This window comes from Dyella flava, from assembly GCF_016904955.1.
Classification (GTDB): Bacteria; Pseudomonadota; Gammaproteobacteria; order Xanthomonadales; family Rhodanobacteraceae; genus Dyella_B; species Dyella_B flava.
This window is the reverse complement of record NZ_JADIKE010000031.1, coordinates 59,469-74,278: the sequence shown is the minus strand read 5'-3', so window position 1 is coordinate 74,278 and position 14,810 is coordinate 59,469. Positions and strand designations below refer to the sequence as shown.

At 61.2% G+C, this 14,810-nt stretch carries 15 protein-coding genes and 1 riboswitch; of the genes, 9 read left to right on the top strand and 6 right to left on the bottom strand.

Annotated elements, in window-relative coordinates; translation table 11 throughout:
• Positions 1–8: 8 nt before the first annotated feature.
• On the bottom strand, positions 9–1,331 hold the full coding sequence (locus ISP19_RS06925) for a chloride channel protein (protein WP_204680635.1): 1,323 nt from the start codon (positions 1,329–1,331) through the stop codon (positions 9–11).
• 200 nt (positions 1,332–1,531) lie between these two features.
• On the opposite strand from ISP19_RS06925, the gene ISP19_RS06920 reads away from it, so the two are divergent.
• Positions 1,532–3,217: an esterase/lipase family protein gene (locus ISP19_RS06920; protein ID WP_204680634.1), complete on the top strand. Its 1,686-nt coding sequence runs from the start codon at positions 1,532–1,534 to the stop codon at positions 3,215–3,217.
• 22 nt (positions 3,218–3,239) lie between these two features.
• On the opposite strand, the gene ISP19_RS06915 is transcribed toward ISP19_RS06920, so the two are convergent.
• From ISP19_RS06915 to ISP19_RS06905, 3 genes are all read right to left on the bottom strand, one after another.
• Positions 3,240–4,034, bottom strand: a complete 795-nt coding sequence (locus ISP19_RS06915; RefSeq protein WP_204680633.1) for an SDR family NAD(P)-dependent oxidoreductase — start codon at positions 4,032–4,034, stop codon at positions 3,240–3,242.
• A 117-nt stretch (positions 4,035–4,151) separates the two neighbouring features.
• Positions 4,152–5,081 (bottom strand): alpha/beta fold hydrolase, encoded by a 930-nt coding sequence (locus tag ISP19_RS06910; protein ID WP_204680632.1) that lies wholly within the window; start codon positions 5,079–5,081, stop codon positions 4,152–4,154.
• Between the two features lie 57 nt (positions 5,082–5,138).
• Positions 5,139–5,888 (bottom strand): SDR family oxidoreductase, encoded by a 750-nt coding sequence (locus tag ISP19_RS06905; RefSeq protein WP_204680631.1) that lies wholly within the window; start codon positions 5,886–5,888, stop codon positions 5,139–5,141.
• Positions 5,889–5,995: 107 nt separating this feature from the next.
• Here ISP19_RS06905 and ISP19_RS06900 point away from each other — a divergent pair, with 107 nt between their 5' ends.
• The 3 genes from ISP19_RS06900 (at position 5,996) to ISP19_RS06890 (ending at position 8,113) form a co-directional block, all read left to right on the top strand.
• Positions 5,996–6,913, top strand: a complete 918-nt coding sequence (locus ISP19_RS06900) for a LysR family transcriptional regulator (protein ID WP_204680630.1) — start codon at positions 5,996–5,998, stop codon at positions 6,911–6,913.
• A 38-nt stretch (positions 6,914–6,951) separates the two neighbouring features.
• Entirely contained in the window at positions 6,952–7,548 is a 597-nt protein-coding gene (locus ISP19_RS06895) for a DNA-3-methyladenine glycosylase (RefSeq protein WP_204680629.1), read from the top strand.
• Positions 7,549–7,936: 388 nt separating this feature from the next.
• The gene (locus ISP19_RS06890) at positions 7,937–8,113 is read left to right on the top strand and encodes a hypothetical protein (RefSeq protein ID WP_204680628.1); all 177 of its coding nucleotides are present in this window, start codon (positions 7,937–7,939) and stop codon (positions 8,111–8,113) included.
• A 62-nt stretch (positions 8,114–8,175) separates the two neighbouring features.
• Here ISP19_RS06890 and thiE read toward each other — a convergent pair whose 3' ends face one another.
• Together thiE and thiM are read right to left on the bottom strand one after the other, a co-directional pair.
• Positions 8,176–8,805, bottom strand: coding sequence for a thiamine phosphate synthase (thiE, locus tag ISP19_RS06885; protein WP_204680627.1), 630 nt, complete (start codon positions 8,803–8,805; stop codon positions 8,176–8,178).
• Positions 8,802–9,632 (bottom strand): hydroxyethylthiazole kinase, encoded by an 831-nt coding sequence (gene thiM, locus ISP19_RS06880; protein ID WP_204680626.1) that lies wholly within the window; start codon positions 9,630–9,632, stop codon positions 8,802–8,804. Before thiM ends, thiE begins: the two co-directional genes overlap by 4 nt.
• A 63-nt stretch (positions 9,633–9,695) precedes the next feature.
• A riboswitch (TPP riboswitch) is annotated at positions 9,696–9,815 on the bottom strand.
• Positions 9,816–10,087: 272 nt separating this feature from the next.
• On the opposite strand from thiM, the gene ISP19_RS06875 reads away from it, so the two are divergent.
• The 5 genes from ISP19_RS06875 (at position 10,088) to ISP19_RS06855 (ending at position 14,787) form a co-directional block, all read left to right on the top strand.
• On the top strand, positions 10,088–12,016 hold the full coding sequence (locus tag ISP19_RS06875) for an AI-2E family transporter (protein ID WP_204680625.1): 1,929 nt from the start codon (positions 10,088–10,090) through the stop codon (positions 12,014–12,016).
• 89 nt (positions 12,017–12,105) lie between these two features.
• Complete coding sequence (locus ISP19_RS06870; protein ID WP_204680624.1) at positions 12,106–12,705, top strand: hypothetical protein; 600 nt, start codon at positions 12,106–12,108, stop codon at positions 12,703–12,705.
• A gap of 436 nt (positions 12,706–13,141) precedes the next feature.
• Positions 13,142–13,927 carry a 3-keto-disaccharide hydrolase gene (locus ISP19_RS06865; RefSeq protein WP_204680623.1) on the top strand — a complete coding sequence of 262 codons (786 nt, stop codon included), beginning with the start codon at positions 13,142–13,144 and terminating at the stop codon, positions 13,925–13,927.
• 129 nt (positions 13,928–14,056) lie between these two features.
• The gene (locus ISP19_RS06860) at positions 14,057–14,380 is read left to right on the top strand and encodes an ArsR/SmtB family transcription factor (RefSeq protein ID WP_204680622.1); all 324 of its coding nucleotides are present in this window, start codon (positions 14,057–14,059) and stop codon (positions 14,378–14,380) included.
• Entirely contained in the window at positions 14,377–14,787 is a 411-nt protein-coding gene (locus ISP19_RS06855; protein WP_204680621.1) for an SRPBCC family protein, read from the top strand. The genes ISP19_RS06860 and ISP19_RS06855 overlap by 4 nt, the downstream gene beginning before the upstream one ends.
• Positions 14,788–14,810: the final 23 nt, after the last annotated feature.

Sequence of the window (14,810 nt, the reverse complement as noted above, 5' to 3'; positions counted from 1 at the left end):
GCTTTGCGCTATTCCTTATGCAGCGTAATGGACGGCAAGTGCACCCTGTCAAAGCGCCGAATGCAGATGCGCAACGCCGCACTGGATCCAGCTACCGCGAAAACCACCGGGAACAGGTAATCGTGATTCACGCGCGTCAGTTCCAACGCCATCACGATGGCCGTGATCGGCATGCGCATGGAGGCGGCAAGAAACGCCGCTGCGCCGACGACGGCATACGCGCTCAGCGGCACGCCGGGAAAGGCATGATTCCATAGTCCACCAGCTACGATCGCCAGCATGGCGCCGATCGACATGCCGGGCGTCAGCAGCCCGCCGTTCGCACCTGCGCGCAAGCTGAGCAGCAGCACCAACACCTTCAACACCAGCAGCGTGGCGGCCAGTTGCAGGCTGACATCGTCATTGAAGCCGAGCTGGATTGGGCCTTTGCCGTTGCCAAGCAGTTCGGGATAGAAAATCGCCACCAGTCCGATGATCAGAAACGCCGCCAGACAGCCAGGAAGCAGTCGCCAATCGTGCGGCGCGTGGCGGCGCGCGGACTGCTCCAGTCGCGAAAACCCATAGGCGGCAAACCCAAAGATCGGGCCAATCATGATCGACCAGGCCATCAGCGAGTCGCTGAGCTCGAAGACCGGCACGCTGTATTGCGCGTCGTTGCCCAGGCCGACCCATGCCACGGTGGCGGCAATCACCGAGGTGAGCAGGGCAGGGATGGCGGCCGGGCTGGCAAAGGTGCCGAGCAGCACTTCCAGCGTAAACAGCGTGCCGCTCAACGGCACGTTGTAAACGGCCGCGAGTCCCGCGCCGGCACCGCAGGCCACCATCACGCGGCTTTCCTGTGGCGTGAGTCCGATGCGATGCGAAAGCCAGCCGGCAAACGTGGCGCCCACTTCCCGCGGTGCGCCTTCGCGTCCAAGCGGCGAACCCAGGCCTACGGTGATGATCTGCAGCAAGGCATTGGCGATGGTGGAGAAGATCGGTGTGCGCGGATCATCCGACTTGAGCGCCGTGGGCACGTTGACCAGCGGCCGGGCGAAACGGTACATGGCCCACCAGCCAAGGCCGGCGATGCAGCCGCAGATCAACAGCACGATCACGCGCCGCTCGGGCGTTGATTCGGCGACGCCTTGCAGGAAGCTCTGCATGCTGAGCAGCCGGTGCATGCTGTAGCCGTAGGCCCAGTGCTGGATGAAGTGCAGCAACAGGCCCAGGCACATGCCGCTGAGCCCGGCGCCGACGCCGACACATACCGTCACGGCCATCAGCATGGGCATGGCGGTGCGCCGGTGCACCAGGCTGCTTGCGTCCAGGGGCTGTACGGCATCAGTCACGGTGCTGCGTCCTGTCGTTACTGCGGCAGGCCGGACATTCGCATAAATGTTCCGCCAGAACAATCGACTATGAACGCCCTCGATGATCGCATCGGGGGCGTTCGGCCACGGCACAAACGGAGGATGCAAGTCACACAAAAAGTGCCATGATGAATACCTCCAAGGCGAATGACGGCTACCGGTGCATGAGGGCCACCTGCATGTCCAGTCATATGCGTCACCTGCGCGCCGTGCCGGGTTTACTGGCGATGGCGGGGTTGCTGCTCTTGCACGGCTGCGCCGTCACGCCATCGGAACAGGCAACCAAACTTTCCGCCCAGGAGGCCTTGACCAGGGCCCAGTGGTGGCAAGAGCACGCGCCGCATCAGCAAAACGACGACGCGCGTGCCGATGCGTGGATGACGTGCGCCATGTTGGCCCACGATGCGATGGTCAGTCCGCAAGCCGAGGTGGACCTCGCCGCCGCCGCGCTCGCCACGCGCTGCAGCCGTGCGTACCTCGAAACTTTGGTGCAGGGCACCACCCTGAATGTGCATCCCGGCCGCATGGACTTGAACGGCCGTCGGGTCGATGTGCAGTTCCGCGGCCTGCCGGACAGCCTCGGCAATCGCCTGCACCTTGAGCTTGCCAATCAGCTGTCGATGGAAGCGCTCAATGGCGTGCGGTTTCAGCAGCCGGGGTTCGGGGTTCCCGTGGTGGCTGGGGCGCCGCCGTGCATGGATCGTCCGATCTGCGCGCTTTACCCGCCCGAAGGCGTGTTCCGTCCGGCCACTGTCTGGCTTGAGGAAAAGCCCGGTAAGCAAGGCACCGGCAAGGCGCCGGTGCTGGTGGTGCAAAGTCCTGACTCACAACCGCTGCACGCGGTGGGCGCGGCGAACTATCGCCTGGCCGAGGATCTCTCCGCGCCTTACGAGCAATTACTGGAGCGCAGCAAGCTGCGGCGCCTTGGCTGGTGGGGCCTGATCGGTGGCCAGGCGGTTGGCCGCCGTTCGGGCTTGTTCCTGATCGACGATTACGATCCCGGCAAAATCCCGGTGATCATGATTCACGGTCTCGGCAGCAGCCCGATCATCTGGGCGCCGATGACCAACGCGATCCTCGGCGATCCCGAATTGCACCGTCGCTATCAGATCTGGCACATGGTGTATCAGACCAACGCGCCGTTGCTGATTGAACGCCGTCGCGCACAAGCCTATCTCGATGCGACATGGAAGATTGTCGATCCCGGCGGGCATGCACCGGCAAGGCAGGGCGTGGTCCTGATCGGCCACAGCATGGGCGGCGTGATTTCGCGCTTGCTGTGCGCGCAAAGCACGCCGGCGCTGTGGAGCGCCGCCTTCACCGTGCCCTACGACAGCCTGCATGGAGATAAGAGCGACCTTGCGGTGCTCAAGGGGATTTTTCAATTCAGCCCTTATCCGGGTGTTGACGAACTCATCTTCATCGCCTCGCCCCAGCACGGTAGCCCCGTCGCCGGCGACTTGCTCGGACGATTGGCGCAGGATCTGGCCCTGCGCAACATACCGGAGATGTCCGATGTGGAACGCATCAGCAGCGAAAATCCCGGTGCGGTGCAGGCCAGCCTTTTGTCCGGGGAGTACCGCCTCGGCCACTTGAGCAGCGTGGCGAGCCTGATGCCGGATGAGCCAGTATCGGAAGTCGATGAAACATTGATGCCGGCCGCTGGTGTGCGTTACGACTCCATTGCCGGTTCATTGCCGGGCAGGCAGCCGCCGAGCGACGGCTGGGTGCCCTTGAGCAGCGCCTTGTTGCCGGGTTCGGCGTCGACGCTGGTCGTGAACGCGCGGCATCACGAAGTGCCGCGTGATCCAAAAACCATTGCGCACGTGTTGGCGATACTTCGCCAACACGATACCTCGCACTAAGCGCGGTGGAAACCGCGCAAGCTCAGGCGATCGAGCGCACCACGCCGCCATCCACGCGCATGGCCGCGCCGGTGGTGGCCGAGGCCTGTTCCGAGGCCAGGTAAACGCACAGGTTGGCCACTTCTTCCACCGTCGCCAGACGCTTGATCAACGACGACGGGCGATGCGTGGCAATGAAATCGCGCTCCACGTCTTCCTGCGGCACGCCTTTTTCGGCGGCAATCTTGCCGAAGAAATCGCCCACGCCTTCGGAGCGTGTCGGCCCCGGCAGCACGGCATTCACCGTGACGCCCGTACCGGCCAGCGATTCAGCCAGGCCGCGCGACACGGCCAGTTGCGCCGTCTTGGTCATGCCGTACTGAACCATTTCCGCAGGAATCTGCAGGCCGGATTCGCTCGAAATGAACTGGATGCGGCCCCAGCCACGCTTGATCATGCCTTGCGCGTAGTGGCGTGAAAGACGCACGCCGCTCATCACGTTGACATCAAAAAAGCGCAGCCAGTCTTCGTCCGGAATATCGAAGAACGCCTTCGGCTCGAAGATGCCGAGGTTGTTGATCAGGATGTCGGCATCCGGTACTTGCCTGATCAGATGCTCGGCACCTTCACGGGAACCAAGGTCGCCGGCTACGCCGCTCAGGCTGGCTCCCGGTACTTGTTTGATGATGGACGCCATGGCTTCGTCGACGCGAGCCTGGCTGCGTCCGGTAACCACGACATGTGCGCCGGTGGCGGCAAGCCCGGTGGCAATGGCCAGACCAATGCCGGCCGTCGAACCGGTGACGATGGCGCGGCGGTTTCTGAGATGGATGTGCATGATGAGCTCCAACAACTAGAGATGAGCGAAGTGAATGAAAGTGGTGACCGGCAGCAGTGGTTCAACCGGACATGCTTGTCAGATACTGCAGAAATTCTGCCTGATCCGCCGTGCAATTTATGTTGCGTGCTGATTGAGGAAGTTCACCAGCGCAGGGATGGTTTGCCCAGGCGCCTCGCTCATCAGCCAATGGCCGGAACCCTTGATGATGGTGCCGTGCACGTTGGTGCCGATCAGCTTGGCCTGGTCAATCAGGAATGTGCCCGAAGCCTTCTCGCCGGTTAGCACTTGCACCGGCATGGTCAGCGGTGTCTTGGCAAATCCGGCGAAGTCCTGTGCGTCTTGCGAAAACGCGTGGAAATATTCGAAGCCAGCACGCATGCGACCGGGGCGTGCGTATTGCGCCGTGTAGTATTCCCGGTCCGCTTCGGAAAGCGAATGATTCGGATCGGCCGCGAAGTCGTTCCAGAAATGCTCGAAGTAAATCCGCTCGCGCCCTTGCACCAGCTTCAGCGGTGTATCACCGTAGAAGTTGAAGTGCCACTTGTCGCGCAGCAGCCACACTTTCTGCCAATCGCCGACGCCAGGCAGGAAAGCATCCATCAAGGTCAGGCTTTGGACTTCCTGCGGGTATTGCGCTGCGTAGGCATACGCCACCATCAAGCCGATATCGTGGCCGACCAGTTGTACCTTCCGATAACCCAGCGACTGGGCGAGCGCGTGGACGTCCTGCGCCATGGTTTTCTTGTCATAGCCAGAGGCCGGGATGGACGAATCGCCGGCGCCGGGGAGATCCACGGCGATCACCGTGCGGCCATCCAGTTTGGCCATCAACGGCAGCCACATGTGACTGGTCTGGGTGTAGCCATGCAACAGAATGATCGGGGTGCCGTGGCCGTCACCGGATTGCAGGTAATGCAGTGTCACGCCGTTGACGGACAGGTCATGGCTTGTCACAGGCGCGGCGCTGTGCGCGCCGGCAGGTAGTGCGGCCACGATGCCAAGCGCGAAAACCGCCTGGCGCAGCAGCGTGCTGAAGCTATTCATGGTGATGTCCTCGGAAGTCGCCCCGCCGGTTTGGCGGGGCGAAGGCGTAGAACAAAATCAGAGCTGGCTCATGCCGCCGTCGACGATGATTTCCGTGCCGACGATAAAGGCCGATTCCGGAGCGGAAAGATGCAGCACGGTAGCGGCAAGCTCCTCGGCGGTACCGAATCGACCCAGTGGAATCTGGGATTGGATCTGCGCCGCAGTCGTTTCAAGCGTGGCCGCATCCATGCCCAGCTTGCCGTAGATCGGCGTGCTGATCGGTCCGGGGCTGACCACATTCACGCGAATGCCGAGCGGCAGTAATTCGGCGGAAAGCGTCTTGGCAAGTGAAATAAGCGCCGCCTTGCTTGCGGCATAAACCGACGAACTGGCCATGCCGATACGCGCATTGATGGAGCCGTTCAAGACAATCGATGCGCCGGTATTGAGCTGTGGCAACAGCGCCTGGATCTGGAAATACGCGCCTTTGACGTTGATGTCGAAGGTCTGGTCCCAAAGTGCTTCGTCCACGTCGGCCAGCGGCGCGAACTTGGCGATGCCTGCGTTGATGAACAACGCATCAAGCTTGATCTGGCGTTGGGCCAATTCGCCGGCCAGCTGCCTGGCGGCCGCAACCGAGCCGGCGTCGTTGCGCAACACCAGGGCCTGCGGCCCCAGCATCTGCCGGGCTTGCTCCAGCGTGACGGCATCGCGTCCGGTGATGACCACGCGCGCGCCTTCTGCAGCAAAGGCTTTGGCGGCGCCCAGGCCAATACCGCTGTTGCCGCCGGTGACGAGTACGGTTTTGTTGGTAAAACGATTCATGGTGTGCTCCGCGAGTGTCGAGGGTGTTTGCGATGGGTGTGATCTTGAGCGTCCGCGACCCGCTTGCCGTATCATCGTTTCGACGTACTCGTTCGAAGAGGTCGAACATGTTGTCCGAGGACGAATTGGCCCTGCTTCAGGCCATAAACGCTAGTGGAAGCCTGACCAGAGCGGCCAGCCGGCTGGGCAAGGCGCCATCAACCGTTTCACACGCCGCTCGCCAGTTGGAGGCGCGTTTCGACGCCTTGCTGTTCGACCGCCGCCGTTACCGACTGCAACTCACGCCAGCCGGCCAGTTGCTGGCGGAGGAGGCCGCACGCCTTATGCAGGATGTGTCGCGCTTGACTCGCCGAGTCAAACAGGTGGCGGGGGGGTGGGAGGATCGCTTGTGGATCGTCACCGATGAAGTGATGGAATTCGAAACCTTGATGCCCTTGATTCGATCCTTCGATGCCTTGCAATCGGGCGTGACCTTGCGAATCACCCACGAGGTGTTGAGCGGTACCTGGGAAGCACTGCACGATGGCCGGGCCGATCTGATCATCGGCGCCACCAATGCACCGCCGGCCATGCCCCGCTTGCAATGGTTTGAACTGGGTACGATGGAGTGGGCGTTTGCCATCTCGCCTCGACATGCACTGGCCAAGGCCAAGGAACCGTTGCAGCAGGAACAGCTCGCGCCCTACCGGGCGGTAGTTGTCGCCGACACCGCGCGCACCATGCAGGCGCATGGTTATGGCGTATCCAGCGGGCAGCCGACCCTGGCGGTGCCGAGCATGCGCGCCAAGATCCTTGCGCAATGCGATGGCCTGGGTATCGGCTGGCTGCCCAGGCAACGCATCACATCGCTACTGAAACGTGGTGAGCTGGTGGAGAAACGCGTTGCCGATGCGCGTGAGCCGAACGTGCTTTACGTGGCATGGCGCAGCGATCATCAAGGGCGCGCGCTGAAGTGGTGGCTGGATCAATTGCGGCTACCACGGCTTGCCAAGCGGTTGATACATGGCATCGATGTCGGTGCTTAGATACCGCGCCAACTTTCACCAGCCCGCATAATGAGGCCATGAAGGCTTCCAGAAAAAGCACGCGCCCGCTGCCCCGATCGTTCTACCGCCGTGACCCGCTGGTGCTTGCGCCGGAACTGTTGAACAAGGTGCTGCGTTGCCATGACGGCCGTGCCGGCCGCATTGTGGAGGTGGAGGCTTATCGAGGCGCAGACGATCCTGCCGCGCATTCCTATCGTGGCAAGACACCGCGCAATGCCGTGATGTTTGGGCCCGCCGGGCATATGTATGTCTACTTCACGTATGGCATGCATTGGTGCAGCAATGTGGTCTGCGGTACAGAAGGCGAGGGCGACGCAGTACTTATTCGCGCTTTGCAACCGATTACCGGCCTCGATCTGATGTATGCCGCGCGTCCGTTGGCGAAAAACGACCGGCAGTTATGCAACGGCCCCGCTTGTCTTACCCAGGCGATGAGCATCACCAAGTTGCAGGATGGTGTGGACCTGGTTGCGGGTGAAACCTATGCGCTGGTTGATGATGGCATGCCGCCGCCGGATCGGCCGGTGCAGACGACGCGTATTGGTATCAGCAAGGCCGCGGAGTATCCGTGGCGGTGGTATGTGGGTGACAACGCTTACATATCTAGGAAGTGACCCGCTACAGCTCTCTCCCTCTCCCCTTCGGGGAGAGGGTCGGGGTGAGGGGCCGCGCTTGCCATACACGCCGTCGTAACGAAACATCTTCGCCTAGATGTTTCAAGCAGCTTCCTCGCAAGAGTGACCCCTCACCCCAACCCTCTCCTCGCTCCTCAAAGCCGAGCACATCGATGTGCTCTCTCCGCGTGCCCCGAAGGGGAGAGGGAGCAATCTTCGGGACTGCGTCCACATTTTTATGGCGTCATGTCATGAATGCACGATGTGCATGTCAAATCACTGCAACTTCATAAAGTTCGCGTTCGCCCAAACCGACAGTCTGCTTAACTATCCACGAACATCCGCCCCGATAGTCTGGATCTCCGCGACGAAGACCGAGGGCTTGCTTATGAAACCCACCAGCCTTGATGCGCTATTGGATAGTGTGGAATCCCGTCAGGATGTTCGGCGTACGTCGCCGGATCCGCTTGATGGTTACGTTCTCGACCCGTGGTCCGGGTTGTATCAGGAAACCGAATCCACCTACCGCGACCGACTGCGTATCGCTGAAGCCCTGCCGGCTTAGCGCCCCTACACAAAACCCCGCCTGGCGCGGGGTTTTTTATCGTTTCGATCTTTTTCCGCGCATCACCGACTGGGAATTCGCTCACGCAAGTCACGCGCCGCCTGCCGAGGATCGGGCATGCCGCAAATGGCCGACACCACCGCCACGCCATGTGCGCCGGCCGCAAAGACTTGCTGGACGTGTTCTTTCTTCAATCCGCCGATCGCCACCGTAGGCACCGGGCAGGCAGCGACCACCTGGCCCAGGCCTTTAAAACCCAGCGGCTTTTCGTGATCCGGCTTGGTTGGCGTCGCAAACACCGGGCCGACGCCCGCGTAATCGACAATTGCCGGATCGACCAGCCGGGCGCCGCCCTCGCTGTTCACCGATAAGCCCAGGATCATCTCCGGCCCGATGCGGGCGCGCGCCAGCGCGGGTGTCATATCGCCCTGGCCGATATGCAAGGCGTCAACGCCAGCTTCGATGGCGGCTGCAACGTCGTCATTCATCACCACGATGGCACCGGTGTCGCGCAACGCTTCCATCAGGGCGCGGCCCAAGACAATGCGTTCGTCGGTGGAGGCGTGCTTGTGGCGCAGTTGCACCATCGTTACGCCGCCTGCCACGGCCTCGCAGGCGGTTTCGATCATCGAGTGTTGCTGGCAAAGGTCAGGATCCAGCACCAGGTAAAGCGATAAATCGAAATGTTTCATGCAGCCACTATGCGCGCTTGAGTTTGAAGGTGATGTGTATCGAGTGCGGCCAGTGCATCGATAAAGCGCCATGCGAACGAGCCAGGCCCGGATGATTCCTGCGCGGCCTGTGTGCCGGCGGCACTGAAGCAGGCGAGGGCGGTTACGCTGGCGAGGAAGGGATCCTGCGGGGCCATCGCTGCAAACGCACCGACCAGGCAGGTGAGTGCGCAGCCCATGGCCGTCACGTGCGGCATCAACGGCGAGCCGCCACTGATGCGCACGCTCTGCTGCCCATCAGTCACAAAGTCCACCGCGCCGGTCACGGCAACCACGCACTGCGCGCGGCGTGAGAGCGCCAGCGCCGAGGCTTCGGCTTGCTCGACGCTATCGCCGGCATCCACGCCACGCCCCGAGCTCACGGTACCGGCCAGCGCCATGATCTCCGAGGCGTTGCCGCGAATCACCGCCGGGCGAAGTGCAACCAGTTCTTCGACGGCCTGGCGGCGAAACGCGGTCGCGAAATGCGCAACCGGATCGAGTACCCACGGCCTTCCGATGTTATTCGCCGTCCTGGCGGCGTTGCGCATGCCGTCCAGCCAGGGCGAGGACAGCGTGCCGATATTGATCGTGACCGCACTCGCGAGCCGGGCAAACTCGCCCGCTTCTTCCGGCGCGTGCACCATCGCCGGCGAGGCGCCGGCAGCCAGCATCACATTCGCCGCATAGTTCATCGCCACGTAGTTGGTGATGCATTGGACCAGCGGCGAGGCGTGGCGCATCCGTTCAAGCAGATCGCCGCAAAGCGCGGGGGTGACGGAAGCTTTCGTAGGTGTATCGGTGGCCATGACGCGATCCTGGACTTGCTGCGAGAAAATCCGGTTCAGGCAGGCGCGATGGGATCAACGATACGGCAGGTGTCCGCACCATCCCTACGCCAGCATGAACTGGATCAGGTTCAACGGGTCGCTGCGCTGAATAACACGCCAGCAGCATCTCAGCCTCTTGTCGAGGCACCCCGGGTGAATGCCGCAAAGTGCCGGTCGGGGCGTGGCTTGTCAAGCCGATGCCGGCCACCCCAAGCCTATGGCTCCCTCTCCCTTCCGGGGTACGCGGGAAGGCGTCAGGGATGGCGCCGGCTTTGAGGAGCGAGGAGACGGTTGGGGTGAGGGGGCAAGGCTTGCCGTGAGTTGCATTAAAGCGACGCTTCCAAAGACATTAAACATGTCTTTCGACCGCAGGAAAGCGTAATTTAGGCAATACAACGACGGTAGTCGTCAATGTCACCAATGCGGATACGCCTATGGCCCTGGAACCTGCACAGCCACCGCTGACCGTTGCGAGTCAACGTGCGATGACCATCATCGCCACCGCGGTGATTCTGGCCTTGCTCTATTTCGGCAAGGATGTGCTGGTCCCGGTCACACTTGCATTGATACTCGGCCTGCTGATGGTGCCGGTAGTGCGCGGATTGCAGCGCGTTGGCTTCAGCCACACACCCGCCGTATTGGTCGCCGTACTGCTGCTGACGCTTCTGCTCGGCGGGCTGATGACGGTGATCGGTTCGCAGGTAGTGCATCTGGCCAGAAGCCTGCCGCAGTACGAGGCGACCATTCACACCAAGCTGCAGGTGCTGCATGACGCCACCCTGGGGCGGGTCGAGGCGGTATCGGGCGAGGCGGGCAAAGTGATCGGTCTGGACGACGAATATGCCGGTGCGCCTACTCCTGAAGGCGTCATGGCCGTATCCACCGCCGCCGCACCACCGATGGTCAACAACACCAACAACTCCCTCAAGGCCGTCTCCAAGGTGCTGTCCTCGATCTGGGGGCCGCTGGAAACCGGCGGCATTGTGTTGGTGGTGCTGATTTTCGTGCTGCTGGAGCACGAATCATTACGCGATCGTTTTATCCGCCTCATCGGCGGCAAGGATCTGCGTGCCACCACGGCGGCAATCAACGATGCGGGCGAGCGCCTGTCGCGCTTTTTCGTTTCGCAGTTTTCAGTCAACTTCGGCGTGGGCGTGGTGATCTGGCTGGGCCTGATGATCATCGGCTTGCCGAACGCGTTGCTCTGGGGCGCTTGTACGGCGGTACTGCGTTTCGTGCCCTATGTGGGCGTGTGGCTGGCGATGATTCTGGCGAGCCTGCTGGCGGCAGCGGTTGATCCCGGTTGGTCGATGCTGCTGCTGACGTTGGGCCTGTTCGTGGTGGTCGAGGTTATCGTGAGTCAGCTGGTCGAGCCGAACTTGTATGGACACACCACCGGTCTGTCGCCGCTTGCCGTGGTGGTGGCGGCGATCTTCTGGAGCTGGTTGTGGGGCGCGGCCGGATTGATCCTGTCGACACCGCTGACCTTGTGCCTGGTGGTGGCGGGACGCCATGTGAAGGCGCTTGCCCTGCTGGAAGTCCTGCTGGGTGACCGGCCGGCGCTCACCTTGCCGGAGCGGTTCTATCAACGCGCGCTTTCGGGCGATGCACAGGAAGTCATCACCTCGGGACGCGAGTTTTTGAAGCGCAAATCCTTTGCCAAATACTGTGATGTGGTGCTGCTGCCAGCCCTGCAACTGGCGCTGGTCGATCTTGCGCATGGCGCGATTGGTCCGGAGCAGCGGCTCAAGGCGAGGCGAGCCATCGTGCGCGCAATCGAGACGCTGACGGGCGAATCGCGCGCACGCTTCGGCTGGTGGCGTAGCACCTCCGTGCTCAGCGACGGCAGTCTCGCCTTCAGCCTGCGGCAACGGCGCGAGAATGTGAGCGGCCGCTGGCAGGGGCCCTTGGCCGTCGCGCCTAAGTCGATTGCCCTGTGCGTGGAAGCGTGCACGCAGGATGATGAATTGGTCACCGAGATCCTGGTGCGGGTGCTGCGTGATCTGAATATCGATGCACGCCACTTCACCATTGAAGACATCAAGGCGTTCGAGTCGGAGAAACATCCCGAGGCGACGCCGGATGCCGTCTCCATGGTCTACATCGTCGGCAGCACGCCTGCCAAGGAAGAAGAGCAGATCAATGCCATGGCCAAGGACATGCGCCGCCGCTTGCCGAATGCCAACATTGTTGCCGTGCTTTTGCCGCAATTGCTGGAAACGCCAGAGCCGATAACGACTGGCCCCTGCATCGATCGGGTGGCGAACTCGTTTGAAGAGGCCGCGCAATTTGCGATCAGCACGGTGCCGGTACTTTCACCGACCAGGACCGAGCTCAAGCGCAGCAGCAAGTCAGTGGCGTGAACCGTTGGCCGTCCGTCCCTGTTCATGGATGATTCGGGCGCCAACGAGTCTGGTGCTTTGTTGCGGTTCGCTAGGGGAGGGGAGTCACAATGGATCGGCGAAAAACCGCGCTGGTGCTGTGCCTGTTGCCTGCTTGTGCCATGGCGCAACGCGCCATACCGGAGAACGACTACAACATCTGGCTGCTGGAAAAACCCGTGCCCGCGGCACCGCTGTTGACCGCACGCATCGCCGGCGTCGCCAGCTACCAGCATTTCCAGTCAGGCGCCACGCTGGCCTTCAGTTGCCGGCCCGATGGTGCCGGCATCGGTGTCGAACTTGCGGTTGGTGCGCAGGCATTGGGATTCGATACCGATCCTTATGAAGGACCGGATGCCACCACGAATGGACCGGTAACAGTGATCAGCGGCAAAGCGCGGGGCGTTCAACTGCGCGTAAGCGGCTTCTACGGTGACGGCGGTTCTTTTGATACCGGCACACCGTTTGTATTTGCTTTCCGGCCAACGACGGCGCAAGTGCTTCCGTGGACAGCTGACACGGTGCGGGGCCAATCCTTGCGTGTGCTGGTACCTGCGGCAAAAGCTGGCGCGCCGATGACGGCGGAATTCCGTTGGCCGGTGGACAACAGTGTGTTCAAGCGTGTGGTGATGCCTTGCGTGGATGCGGCTGCGCTTAAAAGAGCACGCTGACGTCGAGACACGCCTCGCCTCAGCTCGTCATTCCGGTGAATTGCGCCAGTATCAGCATGCCGTGCTGAAAGGCATGCTTGTGCCATGCACGATGCTTGTGTATTTATTCGCTTGGCAGTGCGGCAAATTTTTTTGTCTCGCAATTTAGATCGATATAAACAGGCTTTTTCTTCTTTTAAGTCATAGAGCGTTGAAGTGCATGGATTTTTCGCGGCAGTACCAGGGGCTCAAGTTCAAACTGTATCTCGTGCTTTTTTGCGCCTTCATGTCGATGTTGGCGAGTGCAGTCACGACACCGCAGGATGCTGCGCCGGATCCTTTGGCCGGCGGTCAACATCACCGTCATGGCTTTGCCGACAGCGCGGTGCCGTTTAGCACTTTGTCCGAATTTTTACGCTAGAGCACACGTATCCGACCTTTGCCAAAGAGCATAGCCATGTTCAAACCGCCATCCCTGGCTGCGATCACCGCCGTTTTCGTGGCTTGTCTTGCGCCTTCCATCGCTGCTGCCCAGCAAGCCAATACGCTCACGCCGCAGGAAAAAGCGCAAGGCTGGCAACTGCTGTTCAACGGCAAGAACCTCGACGGCTGGCACTCATACCTGCAGAGCGCGCCGGCCAAGGATTGGAAGGTCGATAACGGCGCGATCATGCTCGAGCGCTCCCGCACGGGCGACGAAAAAGATTTCGCCGACCTGGTCACCAACGCCGAATACAGCAATTTCGATCTGAAGCTGGAGTGGAAGATGACGCCGTGTGCGGACAGCGGCGTGATGTTCTATGTGCACGAATCGCCCAAGTATTCGGAGACCTACGAAATCGGACCGGAAATGCAGATCGCCGATCTGGTCTGCACCCAGCCCGACAGCCAGGTGCTTTACGAGCGTTCCGGCGATCTGTTCGATCTCATTTCATCGGACGTCGAGCGCGTGCACGAAGCCGGCAACTGGAACCAGTTCGAGATCATCGCCGATCACGGGCATATCCAGTTTTTCCAGAACGGTCACAAGGTGGTCGACACTTATTTCTGGAATGATGAGTGGCGAAAGCTGATCGCGCACACCAAGTTTACCCAGTGGCCGGATTTCGGCACGTTTCACACCGGCCATATTTCCTTGCAGGGCACCGAAGACAAAGGCCAATTGCCAATACGTATCTGGTTTAGAAACATCAAGTTGCGGCAGCTTCAGGCCGGTCGCAAAAATACGCATGATCATGCGTGATGCATAACCCACAGGATATGTTGAATGCGAGGCGCCAGTCGTGGATTGGTGCCTTTTTTGCGTCTTCTTGCATGACTCATAACCAATGAGTAATATGTTGACGCATCACCAGCAGGTTATCGATCCCCGATGTCGAACGCCCACGATGTGCTGTTCAGGACGCTCGCCGATCCGACCCGGCGGGTCATCTTCGAGCGGCTGTGCCGCGAAGGTGAGCAGACGGTCGGCGCGCTGACCGCGCGGGCCGGCATATCGCAACCGGCGGTGTCCAAGCATCTCGGGGTTCTGAAACAGGCCGGGCTGGTGCGCGATCGTCATGCCGGTCGCCAGACCCACTACAGCGCACAGCTCGGCGCGCTGGCGCCACTGGTCGACTGGACCAGCCAGATGGCCAGTTTCTGGCAAAGCCGGTTCGATCATCTCGAAGATCTGCTCAAAAGGATGGACCAATGAACAATCCCGCGACCGAAACGCTTTCCGTCATTGTCGAACGCGACCTGCCTTTTCCGCCTGAAAAAATCTGGCGCGCGCTGACCCAGCCGCACCTGATCCAGGAGTGGCTGATGAAGAATGACTTCAAGCCGTTGGTGGATCATCGGTTCAAATTCAGCGCCGACTGGGGCGCAGTCGATGGTCAGGTGCTGGTTGTCGAGCCGAACAAAACGCTGTCTTACACCTGGGCGGCCTATGGCCTGGAGAGCGTGATTGTCTGGACGCTCACGCCGACGCACACAGGCACGCATTTGCGCATGGAGCAGTCGGGATTCCGGCCGGATCAGCAGCAGGCTTACCATGGCGCGCAGGGCGGCTGGCAGCGGTTCTTTGCGGCGCTGGAGCAGGTCTTGGCGCGGGTGGATTGAATTCGATGCCTGGCGCATGAAAA

What these genes read in the sequence shown, in the direction of transcription:
- ISP19_RS06920 (WP_204680634.1), top strand. Translation starts at nt 1,532, where the DNA reads ATGTCCAGTCATATGCGTCACCTGCGCGCCGTGCCGGGTTTACTGGCG.
- ISP19_RS06915 (WP_204680633.1), bottom strand. Translation starts at nt 4,034, where the DNA reads ATGCACATCCATCTCAGAAACCGCCGCGCCATCGTCACCGGTTCGACG.
- ISP19_RS06910 (WP_204680632.1), bottom strand. Translation starts at nt 5,081, where the DNA reads ATGAATAGCTTCAGCACGCTGCTGCGCCAGGCGGTTTTCGCGCTTGGC.
- ISP19_RS06905 (WP_204680631.1), bottom strand. Translation starts at nt 5,888, where the DNA reads ATGAATCGTTTTACCAACAAAACCGTACTCGTCACCGGCGGCAACAGC.
- ISP19_RS06900 (WP_204680630.1), top strand. Translation starts at nt 5,996, where the DNA reads ATGTTGTCCGAGGACGAATTGGCCCTGCTTCAGGCCATAAACGCTAGT.
- ISP19_RS06895 (WP_204680629.1), top strand. Translation starts at nt 6,952, where the DNA reads ATGAAGGCTTCCAGAAAAAGCACGCGCCCGCTGCCCCGATCGTTCTAC.
- ISP19_RS06890 (WP_204680628.1), top strand. Translation starts at nt 7,937, where the DNA reads ATGAAACCCACCAGCCTTGATGCGCTATTGGATAGTGTGGAATCCCGT.
- thiE (WP_204680627.1), bottom strand. Translation starts at nt 8,805, where the DNA reads ATGAAACATTTCGATTTATCGCTTTACCTGGTGCTGGATCCTGACCTT.
- thiM (WP_204680626.1), bottom strand. Translation starts at nt 9,632, where the DNA reads ATGGCCACCGATACACCTACGAAAGCTTCCGTCACCCCCGCGCTTTGC.
- ISP19_RS06875 (WP_204680625.1), top strand. Translation starts at nt 10,088, where the DNA reads ATGGCCCTGGAACCTGCACAGCCACCGCTGACCGTTGCGAGTCAACGT.
- ISP19_RS06870 (WP_204680624.1), top strand. Translation starts at nt 12,106, where the DNA reads ATGGATCGGCGAAAAACCGCGCTGGTGCTGTGCCTGTTGCCTGCTTGT.
- ISP19_RS06865 (WP_204680623.1), top strand. Translation starts at nt 13,142, where the DNA reads ATGTTCAAACCGCCATCCCTGGCTGCGATCACCGCCGTTTTCGTGGCT.
- ISP19_RS06860 (WP_204680622.1), top strand. Translation starts at nt 14,057, where the DNA reads ATGTCGAACGCCCACGATGTGCTGTTCAGGACGCTCGCCGATCCGACC.
- ISP19_RS06855 (WP_204680621.1), top strand. Translation starts at nt 14,377, where the DNA reads ATGAACAATCCCGCGACCGAAACGCTTTCCGTCATTGTCGAACGCGAC.